Here is a 16014-nt window from a genome sequence, read left to right on the forward strand (position 1 = left end):
CGGCGGCGGGACGTGGTCACGCTGCGCTCTCCGCGTTACCCGGGCGGGCTCGGCCCTCACGCCGAGCCCGCCGCTCCGACTCCACGCCATTAGCGCTGCTGTGTCAGCACTCCCGGCCGGTAGGGCAGGAGCCCATAGTCGCCGCCGGAGCTGGGGTTACGCCCCTGGTAGAGCAACTGCAGATTGCAGGGATCAACGGTCATGGTCTGATCGGGATCGCTGCGAACCAGTTCGCCGTGACTGATGTCGTTGGTCCAGGTGGCGCCACTGTTGGCCTTGCCGGCGAAGGGATTGCTCTCGGTCGCGGCCTGCGGTGTCCACGAACCGTCCAGACTGGTGGCCGTGAACGAGCGGAAGTAGCGACCCTGCGAGCCGATCGCCTCGACGAGCATGAGGTATCGGTTCTGGCCCTGCAGCTTGTAGACCTGAACTCCTTCGAACAGATTGTTCGTCGTGTCACTCATGATCACTGTCGAGGTCGTGCCAAAACTGCCCGGGAAATTCCCGATGGGCATACTGGCCCGGTAGATCTTGCCGTTGTCCCCGGCGAAGAACAGATACATGTTCGTGCTGTCACCGATGAGTGTCTGGTCGATGGGTCCTGTTCCGGAGCCGGAGATGCTTCCGGAGAAGAGCACCTGCTGCGATGACCAGCCATTCGGATTGGTGGGGTCGCTCGACGTCCTGTAGGAGAAAGCGGTCCCACCCCACTGGTAGGCGAGCACCCAGATGTTCCTCGGTGCGAAGTAGAGGAGCGTAGGCGCGACAGTGGCGGAAGACATCGTGTTCTGGCTGGCCGAGGCCATGTCGGACCAGTTGGTGAAGAGGCCGAAGTTCATCGAACCCCACGTGGTTCCGGTGTCGTGCGTCGTCGCATAGACGAGATGCCTGCCGTTGTAGGGGACGATGGTGAAGTCCTTGAGCGAGACCCACCCCGACTTCGGGTTCGCCAGCGGGCCCGTTGATGTCCATCGGTACGTCGACGGAAGAGCACACGTGCCGGTCGGTGTCGGCGTCGGGCCGGGGGTTCCCGGGGTGCCGTTCCAGGTCCATTTCTGGTTGTTGCCGCCATAGCAGGTATAGAGCTGGATCAGGGTGCCGTTGGCGGTTCCGGTGCCGACGGCGTCCAGGCACAGGCCGGACTGCACGCCGGTGATGCTGCCGTCGGCGTTGATGCGCCATTTCTGGTTGTCGCCGCCCCAGCAGGTGTAGATCTGAGCCTTGACGCCGTTGGCGGTGCCGGCGGCGTCCAGGCACTTGTTGCCGTAGACCCTGAACTCACCGGCGGCGGTATAGGTCCACTGCTGGTTGGGATTGGTGTGGCAGTCCCAAAGGTTCACCTGGGTGCCGTCGGTGGTGCTGGAGCCGGGCACGTCCACGCAACGTCCGGAGGCCACACCCTTGATCTGCCCGGTACCGCCACCCGAGGTCGGCGTGGGGGTGGGCGTCGGGGTGGGATCTGGGTTCGGGTCCGCGGCGTTGAGGGCGTTGAGGACCGAGGTGTAGGCGGCCTTCTTGTTGCCGTTGCCGTCGAAGAGCAGCGGGCTGGTGTTCGCGCCCAGCCAGGAGTCGCTGTCGCGGACACCCCACACGGTGATGCCCGTGCAGCGGGAGACGGCCAGGCAGTCGTTGGTCACGTTGGCGTAGGTGGTCGCCGAGCCGCCCTGGATGTCCAGCTCGGTGATCTGTACGTCGACGCCGAGGGCGGCGAAGCTCTGGATGGTGGTGCGGTAGTTGCTGTTGTAGGGGCTGTTGCTGTTGAAGTGTGACTGCAGGCCGACGCAGTCGATCGGCACGCCGCGCGACTTGAAGTCGCGGACCATGTTGTAGACGCCCTGGGTCTTGGCCCAGGTCCAGTTGTCGATGTTGTAGTCGTTGTAGCAGAGCTTGGCGGCCGGGTCGGCGGCGCGTGCGGTGCGGAAGGCGACCTCGATCCAGTCGTTGCCGGTGCGCTGCAGGTTGGAGTCGCGCCGGCCGCCGGAGTTGCCGTCGGCGAAGGCCTCGTTGACCACGTCCCAGGCGTAGATCTTGCCCCTGTAGTGGGCCATCACGCCGTTGATGTGGTCGATCATCGCCTGGCGCAGCGTCGCACCGGACAAGGACTGCATCCAGCCCGGCTGCTGGTTGTGCCAGGCCAGGGTATGCCCGCGGACCCGCTTGCCGTTCTGCACGGCCCAGTTGTAGACGCGGTCGCCGTTCGTGAAGTTGAACTGGCCTCGGTTGGGTTCGGTGGCGTCGATCTTCATCTCGTTCTCGGCCGTCACCATGTCGAACTCGCGGTTCGCGATCGTGGTGTACGCCGAGTCGCCGAGCTTGCCTCCGGCGATCGCGGTGCCGAAGTATCGTCCGCTCTGCTGGGCCGCCGCGCCGAGCGTGCTCGCCGCGGCAACGGCGGAAGCGGCACCGGCAGAGACCGGGCCGGTCACCGTCGTGATCGTGCCGAGTACGAGGGTGCCGATAGCGCCGGCGATCAGGGCCCGGCGTAGGCCGCTGAAGGGCCGCCTGGTTCCGGGCGGGGGTATGGCATTCGTGCCCATGACTGAGCCTCCATTTTTGATCATGGAAAGCGGGGGAAACGCGGGGACATCCCATGGACCGACGCCACGTCCCTCACCGGGGACGCACACCACCGGGCGTCGCGGACGGCGATCCCAGCCGCGCACCACCGACTGGCAGGAAGACCGTCTCGGTGACTCAGTGTGGAAACCATTACGAAATGTGTCAAGCATCCCCAGAAAGTTTCGGTTTACCTATCCGACACATCTGCGACGGACATGCTCCGACGTCCGTCCGATCCTCCTGAAAGTTGCGGCGCCGTCACCCGAGCCACGACATCGCCGATGAAACGTTCATCACGAACAACCTTTCACCGGCCAGGTGCGGCCGCTCTTGAAACACCAGATAGACCGGCACACCTCCCACTTCTCCCGGCCCGGCACTCGCGGGGCCCTTGACAGCTCCTTCCGCCTGAGATTTGCTCCTCTCCGCCACCACAACCCGCTCGACAGAGATGAAAGCACGATCGAAAGGCGGAATGTTAGCGTTAACAAGTATAGGGACTCGCCCGAAGGCGCGACCCTCCATCCGTGAATCCCGGAGAGACACCCCATCCGCGGGTTCTAGTCGTGCCGCCTCCGGCAGCCCTGCCGGAGGCGGCGAGGTCGCATCACGCGACGGCGGTCCCCTCAAGCTCGACAGGTTCAGTAGCGGCGGTGTTCCGGTACGCATGTGGACCCGCTGTCGTTTCCGTCCAAGACGGCCGCCGCGGCTGGGTCTAGCGTGGACCCAGCAGTTCGCCCGAACATGAGGAGACAGCACAATGCGTGACCTGGTCTACACCGGTTTCATGTCGCTAGACGGCGTTGTTGACTCGCCCGGCGGCGGTCCTGAGGAGGAGCACCGCAGCGGCGGGTGGGTGGTCAAGGACCTCGATTTCGTCCCAGAAGCCTGGTCGCTGAAGGGCGAGGAACTCACCGACACGACGGCGCTGATGTTCGGCCGCCGCAGCTACGAGGCGTTCGCGCCGTTCTGGCCCGGCTCGGAGGACCACGCCGACTACAAGGAGCTGCCCAAGTACGTGGTGTCGACCACGCTGTCTGACGACGCCCTCGTCGACGGGTGGGGGCCGACGACGATCCTGCGCTCGACCGAGGACGTCGCCGCGCTCAAGGAGGGCGAGGGCGGCGCGATCTTCATCCACGGGAGCGCGGAGCTGGCCCGGCGGCTGTCGGATGCGGGCCTGATCGACCAGTACAACCTGCTCGTCTTCCCCGTGCTGCTCGGTGCCGGTAAGAGCCTGTTCGGCCGGGCTGACCGAGACAAGCACATGCTGACGCTGCGGGAGTCGGAGAGCTACTCGAACGGGATCCTGAAGCTGGTCTACGACGTCAAGCGCTGATCCAGGTCGAGGGCGATCGCGCCGCCGGCGCCCTCGCGCAGCTGCCTGACGGTGCGGCCGACGTAGGAGCGCAGTGCCCGGGCCAGGTGCGGCTCGTCGAAGTAGTCGAGCTTGGCAACGACGTCGGCGGCCGGGTCGCCGGCAGCCAGCAGCTCCGCCGCCATGCGGGCCCGCTCGATCTGCCGGACCACGCCCCGCGTCAGTCCAGTCGCGGCGCGGAACCGGCGTTCGACCGTGCGCCCCGAGGCGGCGGGGCGGTGACCACGCAGCACCTCGGCGACGAGCAGGTCACGGACCACGGTCCCGGCCCGGACGAGACTGCCGACCAGGGCCTCGGCGTCGTCGGGGCCGGGCGTCTCCCAGCGCGCGCCGTCCAGCCGGAACGTCCGGCGCGTGGTGTCGAGGAGCCCGATGCCGCCGTCGACCAGCGCCGGCGTGGGCACGGCCCGCAACGAGGTGCCCACGGCGAACTCGATGCCGGTAAAGGTCGCGCCCTCCGGCACCGGCGCCGTGCCGGTCCGGGTCTCGGGACCGGTGATGCCCGCGTACGTCCGGCCGGCCTGCTCCCAGAACACCAGGCCCCAACACACCCCTGCGACGGACGTCATCGCAGTGACCTGCTCGCTCCTGCATGTCCACACGGTGTCGACCCACGGCGAGTCGGACCGGCGCATCTCGAACCGCAGTCCCACGGGCGAAGGATACGCCGCTTCGCATTCTGGTGACTCGCCGGGGCTATGCGGCTTTGCGCTACGGCGAGCTGTGCGGGGTCGGACCGGCGAACCAGATGACCCCTTGCCTCAGGGGTACCTGTGGCCATCCTTCCTAGAGCCGATCTTTCGCATGGCCACCAGAATGGGCGTCCCTGAAGAGGGCGTTGTGCGAGTTGACGCCCCTTTCGTCCATCGCCTTGCGGAAGGCGGGCTGGTCAAGGTGTTATCAGCTGGCCTGGGTGCATGGCTGAGCGAAGTCTTACGGGTGATCCGCAGGTGCTTGATCGCTTCGTATATTTCGCCGAGGTGCACGGCCATGGCGTCAATCTCCGCCTGGGTCTGCTCGATCTGGCCGGTAAGGCCCGCTCGCGGGCGTCGATCTTGTTCAACAGCCACGCGCCGGGGTCCGGTTCCTGCGCATCTGGGCTGGCTTCCACCGGCAAGCAACGACGAGCTTACGAACAGCAAGATCCACCGCTACGTCACGGCTTCACCTCCTGCTCTGCTGGGCGCACGAAAAGGCTCAATGAGAACATTTCTGTAGCAGACGTTCTAGGGTTTCAACACTGTCACCGAATTCCATGAGCAGGTATGAGGCTGCACCCACTTCCTCCTGGCCGACCTCTCTAGGACGTGCCCCCTCCTGGTCAAATGCTCTGCAAGCGGCATGCAAGTCCTTCCAACATCATTGAGGATGACGCCGCCGGTAATCCCTTCGGGGGAGGGAGACGTAGTTCGATTGACGTGCCGGGTCGAGAGAAGTTTCTCCCCAGCAAGACAGCGACGGTAGGTGGCGTTCGGATGATAACGCGAACAACCGTGACAGACGGGATACCCGAATCGGGATACGGGAGGAATGCTTGCAGTCATCCTACTCGCGCGTCCTCGCCATAATGCTCCGCCCATGGCTCGCCGCCAAGCTCGTGTTCAAACCCAAAGTCGGTCCACTCAGAGAAGACCGGATACTGGATCGGCTCGCATTCTGGCGAGCAACGGTCGGCATGGCCACCATCGTGGTGATCACCTCCGGTTACCATGGCTTTCTTTACCCCTGGGCCAACTCATTCATGAAGATGTTGCAGACTGGAGGCACTGCTCTTCTTCTGCCGCCGCTGTCGCTTCTCCTGATGCTCGTCATCACCCGCCCCGGCCACCGCGCCCGACTCCTGCCCGGTGCGCGGCGTCTCCTGGTACGTGCGGCGCTCGCACTGACCGTCATCTGCCTGCCGTTCCTCCTAATGTTTCTTCACCCCAACCCCTCCATCAACATCGACGGAGAGGGAGTAGAAGTACTCGCCCTCATACTCGGGCTACCATTCCTTCTCCTCTGGTACTGCTGCTTCTGGGGCTGCACCGTCTACTGGGCAGCGCGTACCGGCATGTGGACCGGCGAGATCCACCCGCTGCTCGCGCCGATCGGCACAACGCTCATCATGCTGCTGATCAATGTCTCAGAGCTCTGGGAAGGCGACTCCAATGGGGTGTCCCACTGGCTATGGCTGACGCTGAACCTCTGCGGGACCGTCACGTCCCTGCTGCTGTCCTTCGCGGAATATCGACACCTGCGGTCAATCGGTTACCGGTTCCGCAATGGACCGGAACCGATTACCCGCAGTGCGCCCGTACCGATGATCCACGGTGAACCGGAACCGGCACAGTGAGCACCTTTCATTCCAAGTGACACGATCGGGTCAGCGGCTACTCGCCGCCGTCACCACCATCCCCGTCACTACCGCCCCCGTCACCTCGACTTCTCCGGGAAATGCTCACAGCAAGCATTGCGCTGGTTTCCCTCATCTCTTCCGGCAGTGCCCCCGCCGCTCCGTTTCCGTGGGCGCGGTCGAATCGTTGGCTCGTGCTCGAGGTCAGTCCCAGTTCCTCGTTCAGCCCGGCCTCCGCCACGAGGTTCAGCAAGAGCAGCATGTGCTCGTCCAGGGGGACCCCTCCGTCGCCGACGGCACGAAGCCGGCTGATCAGCTCGTTGCGCACGGAGGGATCCGGGTAGTGGCGTTCTTCCTGTCTCGGCCGAAAGCCTGGACTGTGGAACAGCACACGACGTTCGGTCAGCGCCTCCCTGTGCAGGAGGAGTGCTTTGTCGCCGCGCAGCCGAAGCCACTTGTCCAGGCTTACCAGCCTGCTTTCGGAGCTTGTCCGAGCCGTAGCAAAGGGCATGAGGCGTCGCCGCGAATTCCCGAGGCGCTCCAGCTCTGCCATAAGCTCGTCGGCCCAGGCAAGTCCGGTGGGAGCAGGGTCCAGCACACGGATCGCACCTGACCAGACGTACACCTGGACGCCGAAAAGCCTGAACTTCCGAGCCGTGACCTGCACCCTACGGCGCAACGCGAGTTCGCCGAGTTCCGCCCCCGCGCAAGCAATCGCGCTCCGCTCGTCATCGTAGGCGACCCCATAGCGATACGAGAGGAGGAGGATCTCTTCGGGAAGGGATAGCCGCACTGGAGCGGACACGGGCACCGCGCTGCCCGACGCCGTCCCGCCGCTCTCGTAGTCACTTCCGGACTCGGCCCCCGCCCTCGTGTGGTCCTCGGTGACCTGCGATTCCTCATCGCCGTCGCCTCCCCAGAGTTTGCGCAGCGGGCGGCCCCAGCAGCACCACCCAAGCCCTCCGGCCAGCAGGAAAGCGGCACCAGCTCCCAGCACCGTGCCTTCGGACAGCAAGACCACCCCCCCGATGAAGGAGATCAGCGTCAGCGGCACCAGGAGGAAAAGAAGAAGCACGGCGATGACGCGACGCATGAACAACTTGAAGTCTTTGACGACCTCCCCCGTTGCCAGCAGTTCATCCGGGTGATCCGTTCGCGCAGGCGGTGGCGGCGTGTCGAGCGCCCTGTCGCCCAAGGCTGAAGGGGAGGAAAGCACGTCGGGCGCTTTCTGGGGCCCCGCCGAATCCGCCGGTGTGAGGGGGGACGGGGCCGGCGTCTGCGAGGGTTCGATCCTGCCCAGAAAAGCTATGATGCCCTTCCAAACCAGGAACGCTGCGACGGCCCACAACATGAGCGAGTTGAGCAAAGCCTCGCTGACCCAAGCAAGCCCGCCAACGACTCCGGCCAGCGCGAAAAGGGCTAGGCCGACATCCATCCGGAATTTTCGCATGCACACCTCTCTCGCTGGATGCGGAACCTCAGAGAGGCGGGTAGCGACTGCCCTGTGGTTGCGGAACGACGGCGACAGGCGTCCGGCCCCCCAATATCGATTCTGTCCAACGGGTGGCGCGGTCAGGTGCGCTCTCGAAGCCGCCGTTGCAAGGCGCGGTATCGCTACCGATGTCACACACGAGCCTGCGAAGGACATCGCCAGGGTTGCCGTCAGCAGACACAGAAACGCCCGGAGCGATCACCGCTTCGGGGCATTCTTGCTGGTCGATTGAGGTGGTCAGGGGCAGGGTCGAACCGCCGACCTTCCGCTTTTCAGGTGTAGCAGTCGCTCTGCTCCCCGATGCCGACCAGGAGGTGGCAAGCGGTCGGCGGTGTCCCGCATGTGGTTTCGGTCGCTGAGGTTGCCGTCACCAATGCCCTGCATCTGCCGGATCATCGCAGATGAGCGGGCCTACACTCAATGACATGACAGCCGCATCCGAAGAGTACGAGGATATGCACCGGCTGGTCGACCAGCTCACACCGGACCAGCTCCGTGAGATCCGTGCCCAGACTCTGCGTCTTGTCCACTCCTCGGAGCACACAGAAGACTGAAGCGCCCCGGGATCTCCTGGGGCGCTTCTTCATGCTCGCTAGTAGAGCCATTTCTCGCTGTGGCGGTGCCTCGTAGGCTCCGGCTGATCGCCCCTTAGCAGGATCAGCCGGACGCGCTGTCGAGCCTTCCGCTCCGCGATGTTCGTGTCCACGCCGATGTCCTTGTAGGACCCGCCCACGTCGTGTCTGTAGCGGCGGCCGTCCTGCTCTTGGATGCGCAGCGGCATCGTGTTGTCGGTCCGGTTCACACGGAGATTCTGCAGCAGCTCAGGCACGGCTGCTACTGCCGGTTGTCGTCAGGGCTGTCGTCAAGACAACAAAAACGCCCCGGAGCGATGATCGCTTCGGGGCTTTCTTGCTGGTCGTGTGAGGTGGTCAGGGGCGGGGTCGAACCGCCGACCTTCCGCTTTTCAGGCGGACGCTCGTACCAACTGAGCTACCTGACCAGAAGCGGTCCTGACGGGACTTGAACCCGCGACCTCCACCTTGACAGGGTGGCGAGCACTCCAAACTGCTCTACAGGACCTTGCTTTGCGACTCGCTTAGCTTACCAGTCTTCCGGAGGTCTTCGACCTACCGTTTTCCTAGTGGCGCTAGACGCTCGCCGTGCCCCCAACGGGATTCGAACCCGTGCCGCCGCCTTGAAAGGGCGGTGTCCTAGGCCGCTAGACGATGGGGGCTTAGGATTCCCGGTCGCCTTCCGTCGGAGACCTCTGAAGCATAGGGGACGATCGCCCCTGATGCCAAAGTGGCGGACCGGCGGCCGGCGTTGGCGTGCCACTCACGGATCCCGTTGGCGACGGGGCGCTCGATGGCTCTGGAGAAATCATACGTCCCGGGTTCTCCTCCACGTGACGCTGGATGTACGCCGACTGCTCCCCCAGCCCGCCGAGCGTGATGTCGTCCCAGGCCTGGAGGCGTTTGGTCTCCTTGTCGAAGTACAGAACCGAGGCCTGCACGGGGGTGGGCTCGGCGTGTTCGAGGGCCCGCAGGCCGGCGCCGCCCGTAGAGCCCTGGACGAGCACCCGGGTGCCGCTGGGCAGCACGCTGGTGGAACGGGCGTGGGCGTGGCCGGCGAGAACCATGGGGGTCGCGCCTGAGAAGCCGCGGCCGATCAGGGAGTCGTGGACGGCGACGAGGTCGGGTTCGTCCAGGCTGCCGAGATGCGAGCGGCCGAACTGGGCCAGGGCGTCGGGGTTCGAGTCGACCGCCGTCGTCTTGTCGGGGGTGAAGCGCGGGTCGCCGAGGCCGTAGATCTTGAGTCCGGCCACCGTCTCGGTCTTGTCGTCCAGGACGATGGCGTTCTTCTGGGCGGCGACCGCCTTCTGGGTGACCTTCGAGTCGTGGTTGCCGCGGACGAAGACGTACGGCACGCCGAGGCGGCTGATCTCCTCGACGAACTTGTTCTCCGCCTTGGTGCCATGGTCGGAGATGTCACCCGTGTCGATGATCAGGTCGACGGCGAACTGTTCCTTCAGGGACCGGATGACATTCCAGGCGATCGGGTTGATGTGGATGTCGGAGACGTGCAGGACCCGGATGGATCGCGGGTCGGCGTCGTACACGGGCAGGGTGGAGACCGTGTCGTACAGCTTGGAGACGTTCGTCACGAGCTTGGTGAGCTGCGACCGGTACGACTCGAACTTGGTCACGATCGACTCGGCGCTGCCGACCAGGGACGGCGCGGCGGCGACCAGGCCGGTGTAGCGGGGTTCGACCAGGGAGTTGGGGCGGAAGGTGAGGGCGGCGAGCGCGCCTGTGGCGGCGAGCGCCACGGACGCGGCGACCAGGCCGAGCAGTGCGACGCGCGGGCGCCGGAACACCATGAGGACGGCGATCAGCGCGCCCGCGCCCGCGCACAGGAGCGAGCGGATGATCAGGGCACGCGTACCGTCGAGCAGGTCACGTTCGATGATCTCGGGGAGCCGGTCGGCCAGGCGCGGGTCCTCGAAGAGGGTCTTGGCACGTTCCTGGTCGATGTTCTCGAGCGTGATGCGGAGCCGCAGCGGCGCGTCGTGGGTGTTGAACGTGAGCGTGCCGAGGGGGCTGGCGTCGACGACGGTCTCACCATCCCAGGCGGGACGGAGCGACATACCGGTCTCGACGGGGCCCACCTGGGTGCTGAGCGTGCCACTGAGGAAAATGCCCAGCCACGCGCCGATGGCGGCGACGACGAGCACGACCAGCGCTTTGGCCAGGCGTGACTGAACAACGGCGGTCAACCTGTCAACGAACTTCATACGGTTTCTTGCTTACCTGACCAGCGGGGCAGAATGGGTAACGTGATCGAGGTTTCGCGGGAGAAGTTCGAGGAGCTCGTGGCCGAGGCGTTGGACACGATCCCTCCACAGCTGACCCGCGCGATGAGCAATGTCGTCGTCACGGTGGTCGACGATCCGCCCGAACCCCACCTGTTGGGCCTGTACACCGGCGTCCCCCTCACCGAACGCGGCGACTGGTACTCAGGGGTTCTGCCCGACCGGATCGAGATCTACCGCAATCCGATATGCCAGATCTGCGATACCGAAGCGGATGTAGTCGACGAGGTGCGCATCACCGTCGTCCATGAGGTCGGCCACCACTTCGGCATCGACGACGACAGGCTGCACGAGCTGGGCTGGTAACCGTTCGCAGCGGGTTGACTGCTTTGGGTTGCGGCCTGCCAAGTGTTCAGGCACCTTAGGTGACATACTGAACACTCTGAGTCAGGCACAGCGGAGTTCAATGGGGGCCATGCGGACGCGACGGCTGCCCGGGCGGCATCGCCGTGATCTGGAACGTCAAGCCACCTATGGCGAGGTCATCGCCATCAGGGAGTTTCGCGCACTCTGGTACGGCCAGAGCCTGTCGCTGCTCGGCGACCAGCTCGCCCAGGTGGCGCTGGCCGTGCTCGTCTACGACCGTACGGGATCGGCGCTCGCGACCGCGTCGGTCTACGCGCTGACCTACCTGCCATCCATCCTCGGCGGCCCGCTCCTGGCGGGGCTGGCCGACCGGTTCGCGCGCAGGGGCGTCATGCTCGCGTGCGACCTGCTCCGCGCCGCGCTCGTCGCCGTGATGGCGCTGCCCGGCGTGCCGTTCGCGGTGCTCTGCGCGCTGGTGTTCTTCGTGGTGCTGCTCAGCGCGCCGTTCTCGGCCGCTCGCGCGGCGCTGCTGCCGGAGATCCTGGAAGGCGACCGCTACGTCGCCGGCTCGGCGTTGCAGAACATGACGAACCAGGCCGTACAGATGCTGGGCTTCGCGGTGGGCGGCGCGATGATCGCCACCATGGGTCCCTACCGGGCCCTCGCGCTCGACGCGGCCACGTTCCTGGCGTCGGCGCTGATCCTGGTCACGGGTGTACGGCGGCGGCCGGCCGCGAGCGGAGACGGGGCCAAGCCGTCCATGTGGGCGATGACGAGGGCGGGAGCGCGGCTGGTCTTCGGTGACCGGAAGCTGCGCATGCTCGTGCTGTTCGCCTGGCTCTGTGGCTTCTACATCCTGCCTGAGGGCCTCGCCGCGCCCTACGCCGCCAAGCTCTACACGGGCACGCTGCCCGTTCCGGTGATCACGGGATTGCTCATGGCCGCGATGCCGACGGGGACCGTGCTGGGGGCGTTCGTGTTCAGCAGGTTCGTGTCGCCGTCGGGGCGGCTGCGGATGATGGGCTGGCTGGCCATGCTCAGCTGCCTGCCGCTGATCGTGACCGCGATGCGGCCACCGCTCGCCGTGGTGCTGCTGGCGTGGGTCGTGTCGGGCATCGGCGGGGCCTACCAGTTGGCCGCGAACGCCGCGTTCGTTCAGCGGGTGCCCCCCGAGCGGCGCGGTCAGGCGTTCGGTCTCGTGCACGCGGGGTTGATGGCCGCGCAGGGCATCGGCATCCTGGCCGGCGGACTGGCCGCCGAGAGACTCGGCCCGGAGCCCGTGGTCGCGCTGGCCGGCGTCATAGGGGTGACGTGTGCGGCCATGCTCGCCATGATCTGGACCGAGTCCCGCCTGGAGGGCGGTGAGGAGGCCACCGCCGACCGCGGCGGCGCGCAGGCCACCGCCTGATCACTGCTGCGGCTTCTGCTCGTCTTTCCACGGGTCGGTGCTGCTCTGCCAGGTCGACTTGGCCTGCTGCTTGCTGATCAGGTCCTGGACGATCGAGGTGTCCTTGCCCTCCTCGGGAATGAGCAGCCAGGCGATCGCGTACACACCGATCCCGACGCCGCCGAACAGCGTCGCGATGGCGAGTCCGATGCGGATGAGGTTGGCGTCGATGCCGACGTAGTCTCCGACGCCTGAGCAGACGCCGGCGATGATCCGGCCGTTTTGGGTCCTGCGAAGATGCTTGATGTTCTGTTCGTTCATACCTCAAGACTGCCCCTGGACCCGGTGTTCGCACATCAGGATTGCCCCTGGTACAACCCTGGTAGCCCCCTAATCCGAGGAGAGGACCCGCGATGGACGACCTGCTGCGCCTCGACGACCGGCTCAGCGGCGACCAGAGGCTGATCCGCGACACGGTCAGTTCCTTCGTCGCCGACCGCGTCCTGCCGTACGTGGGCGACTGGTTCGAGGAGGCCACGTTCCCGGCGCGCGAGCTCGCGCCCGCGCTCGGCGCGCTCGGCCTGCTCGGCATGCACCTGGAGGGCTACGGCTGCGCGGGCACGGACGCCATCTCGTACGGTGTGGCCTGCCGCGAGCTGGAGGCCGCCGACTCGGGCCTGCGGTCGTTCGTGTCGGTGCAAGGCTCTCTGGCGATGTTCCCCATCTGGCGGTACGGCTCCGACGAGCAGAAGGACGAGTGGCTGCCCCGGATGGCGGCCGGCGAGGCGATCGGCTGCTTCGGCCTCACCGAGCCCGACCACGGCTCCGACCCTTCCAACATGCGCACCCACGCCAAGCGCGACGGCTCCGACTGGGTGCTCAACGGCTCCAAGATGTGGATCACCAACGGCTCCATCGCCGACGTGGCCGTGGTGTGGGCGCAGACCGACGACGGGGTCCGCGGCTTCGTCGTGCCGACCGACACCCCGGGCTTCTCCGCCCCTGAGATCCACAAGAAGATGTCCCTCAGGGCATCCGTCACCTCGTCCCTCTACTTCGACGACGTCCGGCTCCCGGCCTCCGCCGTGCTGCCCGGCGTCTCCGGGCTGAAGGGGCCACTGTCGTGCCTGTCGGAGGCGCGTTTCGGGATCCTCTGGGGGGTTGTGGGGGCGGCCCGTGCCTGCCTGGAGGCCGCGGTGTCGTACGCCAAGACGCGGGTGCAGTTCGACAAGCCGATCGGGGCGTTCCAGCTGACTCAGGAGAAGCTGGCGTGGATGTACGTCGGGGCGGCCCAGGCCGGGCTCACGGCGCTGCACCTGGGGCAGCTGAAGGACGCGGGCAAGCTGGAGCCGCGGCAGATCAGCTTCGGCAAGCTGGCCAACGTACGCGCGGCCCTGGACATCGCCCGGCAGGCCCGATCGATCCTCGGGGGCAACGGGATCACGCTGGAGTACCCTGTGATCAGGCACATGAACAATCTGGAGAGTGTGCTGACATACGAGGGCACACAGGAGATCCACACGCTGGTGCTGGGCGAGGCGCTGACTGGGCTGTCCGCTTACCGCTGAGGGGGCGGGAAGTGCGTCGCGTGGAGGGCGGTAGTCTCTGTACCCTTGCTGTTGCAGGGGGCGTTAGCTCAATTGGCAGAGCTGCGGACTTTTAATCCGTAGGTTCCGGGTTCGAGCCCCGGGCGCCCTACCAGCAAAAACACCTCTCATTGATCTTGTTTGATGAGGCTGTACAGCCACCTTTTACAGCCAAGAGGGCCGGAATCCCGTTGCGTGGAGTCCGGCCCTTGGTCGTTTGAAGATCATCCGAAGAGCTGCTTGGCGACCGCATCAACTGCCGCCCGCTCGATATCGGGAAGCACGTGGGCGTACGTGTTCATGGTCAGTGCGATCTGGCCCGAGAGTCTTCATGACCGTCCGAGGCGAGGCACCGCAGGCCAGCAGATAGGACGCACAGGCGTGGCGGAGATCGTGGAGCCGCAGCCAGCCGAGGCCGGCCTTTTCCCTTGCCTTGCGCCATCGGGTGCTGAGGTTCCCTGGCTCCAGCGGAGTGCCGATGGACGTCGAGAAGACGAGCCCATGATCCTTCCACCGCTCCCCCGCCGCCAGTTGCTCCGCTGCCTGGACGCGCCTGTGCTTGCGGAGCGCCGCAAGGGTCGGTTCCGGTACGGGAACGGTTCGGCGGGAGCGATCGGTCTTGGGATCGACGAGCTGAAGGCTTCCGTCCGCCCGCTGAAGGGTCTGCCGTACCGCGAGATGCCCGTTGCCGAAATCGATATCGGTCCAGCGGAGGCCGAGCAGTTCGCCGCGTCGCAGGCCGAGCGTGAGAGCGCAGATCCAGAACGCTTCGAGCCGGTCATCCTTGATCGCGTCGAGCAGTTTCTTAGCCTCCTCGATCGTCAAGCGGCGGCGCGGCGCGCCGCCGTAGCCCCGGCCCTCCGCCCGCCCGCCGTCCTGGCGTGCGGCCTGGGGGCCGGTCCCGGACGGCGGCGGGACACCGGCCGGGCACCGCACGCCCGCCCCGCCGTACCAACCGAACGCGCCGGCCGGGGTTGCCGCGCCGCCGCACAGATGCAGCCCCACGATCGCGACTGCATGGCCGGTCGCCGTAGATTGCTGGGGGGCGATCGACGATCCGTGCTTCGTTCCTCAGTACGGCTCACTGAACAGGGTGGTTGCTGTCTGCTCCGTTCAAGGTCTGGCGGTGATGCGCATGACTGCGCTGGCGTACCGGACGGTCGTTTGAAGGTGAGCCGGGTCCCGCGTCGACTACGCGATCGGCATCTGAACAGGGGTTGGATCTTTGCGTAGTCTGCTGTAAACCCAGGCGTCGCACCACTGGCCTTCGCGAAACTCGATGGAACGCAGCTTGCCTTCGTGCTGGAACCCTGCCTTCTCCAATGATCTCTGTTCCGCGATGTTGTTCGGATGGGTACGCGCCTCGATCCTTTCGGCTGGTGTGTGAGCGAACAGGTAGTCACACAATGTCGCCTGCGTGCGCCAGCCAATGCCCCGACCGCGCCAGTCGGGCAATAATGCGATCCCGATCTCCCAGAATTTCGATACGTCGTACCCTCTCGAACGCCAGTCAACAAACCCTGCCGCTCTGTCATCGTCTACAGCGACGATGAGTCGACTGTGGTCAGGACTGAGATATCCGTCGGTGGCGAATCGCCGTACCGGGGCCTGTGCATCACGAAAGCCAGCCCAGTCAAGTCCGATCAGACCAGGCACCGTGGCGAATCGCCGGAACATCTCCAAGTCGTCCTCGTTCACCGGGCGCAGCCGCACGACAGTCATCCGCTTCCCTCTCCTCGCTATGTGGTGATCCACAGACTTCCAAGACAGCATCATTGCCGCGTCGGTGCTGACGCGTCGCCGTACGACTCATCGTGCAGGTACGTAAGAGGGCTCGCCAGACGGATCACTTGAGGAGCATTGATACTCACGCGGCCCCGGCAACCAGTCTGGGAGCCACCTTGGGAGCCACCCGGGCAGACGATCATGAACCGGGCCGAACGGAGCCGAACGGCAAGATGACCGATGACCAGCAGCGCGAACTGTTGTGAACGATCCTGGAGATCGTTTGGGGACCTTGTAAACAGAAGGCGAGTGATGGCGCCCTGGCTGTACAGCCACGAGTACAGCCAAGAAGGCAAACGAGGGCGGAACCCGGC

14 protein-coding genes and 4 tRNA genes are annotated in these 16014 nt (G+C 65.7%); 7 read left to right on the forward strand and 11 right to left on the reverse strand.

The annotated features are described in order from the left end of the window. Positions 1-89 precede the first annotated feature (89 nt). Positions 90-2537 (reverse strand): non-reducing end alpha-L-arabinofuranosidase family hydrolase, encoded by a 2448-nt coding sequence (locus AB0I38_RS00430; RefSeq protein ID WP_358459476.1) that lies wholly within the window; start codon positions 2535-2537, stop codon positions 90-92. 782 nt (positions 2538-3319) lie between these two features. On the opposite strand from AB0I38_RS00430, the gene AB0I38_RS00435 reads away from it, so the two are divergent. Then, positions 3320-3898, forward strand: a complete 579-nt coding sequence (locus AB0I38_RS00435; protein ID WP_358459479.1) for a dihydrofolate reductase family protein — start codon at positions 3320-3322, stop codon at positions 3896-3898. Here AB0I38_RS00435 and AB0I38_RS00440 read toward each other — a convergent pair. Continuing rightward, positions 3880-4590, reverse strand: a complete 711-nt coding sequence (locus AB0I38_RS00440) for a helix-turn-helix domain-containing protein (protein WP_358459482.1) — start codon at positions 4588-4590, stop codon at positions 3880-3882. The genes AB0I38_RS00435 and AB0I38_RS00440 overlap by 19 nt on opposite strands. Before the next feature lie 264 nt (positions 4591-4854). Between AB0I38_RS00440 and AB0I38_RS00445 the strand changes: the two genes are divergently transcribed. Together AB0I38_RS00445 and AB0I38_RS00450 are read left to right on the forward strand one after the other, a co-directional pair. Next, on the forward strand, positions 4855-5196 hold the full coding sequence (locus tag AB0I38_RS00445; RefSeq protein WP_358459485.1) for a hypothetical protein: 342 nt from the start codon (positions 4855-4857) through the stop codon (positions 5194-5196). Positions 5197-5612: 416 nt separating this feature from the next. Beyond that, complete coding sequence (locus AB0I38_RS00450) at positions 5613-6272, forward strand: hypothetical protein (RefSeq protein WP_358459488.1); 660 nt, start codon at positions 5613-5615, stop codon at positions 6270-6272. A gap of 37 nt (positions 6273-6309) precedes the next feature. On the opposite strand, the gene AB0I38_RS00455 is transcribed toward AB0I38_RS00450, so the two are convergent. The 6 genes from AB0I38_RS00455 to AB0I38_RS00480 form a co-directional block, all read right to left on the reverse strand. Then, entirely contained in the window at positions 6310-7722 is a 1413-nt protein-coding gene (locus AB0I38_RS00455) for a GOLPH3/VPS74 family protein (protein ID WP_358459491.1), read from the reverse strand. Positions 7723-8356: 634 nt separating this feature from the next. Further along, on the reverse strand, positions 8357-8566 hold the full coding sequence (locus AB0I38_RS00460; protein ID WP_358459494.1) for a hypothetical protein: 210 nt from the start codon (positions 8564-8566) through the stop codon (positions 8357-8359). Positions 8567-8690: 124 nt separating this feature from the next. After that, positions 8691-8764: transfer RNA gene (locus tag AB0I38_RS00465), tRNA-Phe, on the reverse strand. Positions 8765-8769: 5 nt separating this feature from the next. After that, positions 8770-8844 (reverse strand) — tRNA-Asp (locus tag AB0I38_RS00470). An 81-nt stretch (positions 8845-8925) separates the two neighbouring features. Then, positions 8926-8998, reverse strand: a tRNA-Glu gene (locus tag AB0I38_RS00475). Then, positions 8999-10558, reverse strand: coding sequence for a metallophosphoesterase family protein (locus AB0I38_RS00480; RefSeq protein WP_358459497.1), 1560 nt, complete (start codon positions 10556-10558; stop codon positions 8999-9001). It lies immediately after the preceding tRNA gene. Between the two features lie 33 nt (positions 10559-10591). On the opposite strand from AB0I38_RS00480, the gene AB0I38_RS00485 reads away from it, so the two are divergent. Continuing rightward, positions 10592-10942, forward strand: coding sequence for a metallopeptidase family protein (locus AB0I38_RS00485; RefSeq protein WP_436838699.1), 351 nt, complete (start codon positions 10592-10594; stop codon positions 10940-10942). 109 nt (positions 10943-11051) lie between these two features. Then, on the forward strand, positions 11052-12350 hold the full coding sequence (locus AB0I38_RS00490) for an MFS transporter (RefSeq protein WP_358459500.1): 1299 nt from the start codon (positions 11052-11054) through the stop codon (positions 12348-12350). Here the strand turns inward: AB0I38_RS00490 and AB0I38_RS00495 are convergent, their stop codons facing one another. Next, positions 12351-12650 (reverse strand): PspC domain-containing protein, encoded by a 300-nt coding sequence (locus AB0I38_RS00495; RefSeq protein ID WP_358459503.1) that lies wholly within the window; start codon positions 12648-12650, stop codon positions 12351-12353. It lies immediately after the preceding gene. Between the two features lie 92 nt (positions 12651-12742). Between AB0I38_RS00495 and AB0I38_RS00500 the strand changes: the two genes are divergently transcribed. Together AB0I38_RS00500 and AB0I38_RS00505 are read left to right on the forward strand one after the other, a co-directional pair. Then, entirely contained in the window at positions 12743-13897 is a 1155-nt protein-coding gene (locus tag AB0I38_RS00500) for an acyl-CoA dehydrogenase family protein (RefSeq protein ID WP_358459506.1), read from the forward strand. A 57-nt stretch (positions 13898-13954) separates the two neighbouring features. Continuing rightward, positions 13955-14030, forward strand: a tRNA-Lys gene (locus AB0I38_RS00505). 137 nt (positions 14031-14167) lie between these two features. On the opposite strand, the gene AB0I38_RS00510 is transcribed toward AB0I38_RS00505, so the two are convergent. Together AB0I38_RS00510 and AB0I38_RS00515 are read right to left on the reverse strand one after the other, a co-directional pair. Beyond that, positions 14168-14920 carry a site-specific integrase gene (locus tag AB0I38_RS00510; RefSeq protein ID WP_358459509.1) on the reverse strand — a complete coding sequence of 251 codons (753 nt, stop codon included), beginning with the start codon at positions 14918-14920 and terminating at the stop codon, positions 14168-14170. 186 nt (positions 14921-15106) lie between these two features. Continuing rightward, a complete protein-coding gene (locus tag AB0I38_RS00515) occupies positions 15107-15637 on the reverse strand; it encodes a GNAT family N-acetyltransferase (protein ID WP_358459512.1) in 531 nt (176 codons plus the stop codon). Positions 15638-16014 lie beyond the last annotated feature (377 nt).

The organism is Nonomuraea cavernae (assembly GCF_040655715.1).
GTDB lineage: Bacteria > Actinomycetota > Actinomycetes > Streptosporangiales > Streptosporangiaceae > Nonomuraea > Nonomuraea cavernae_A.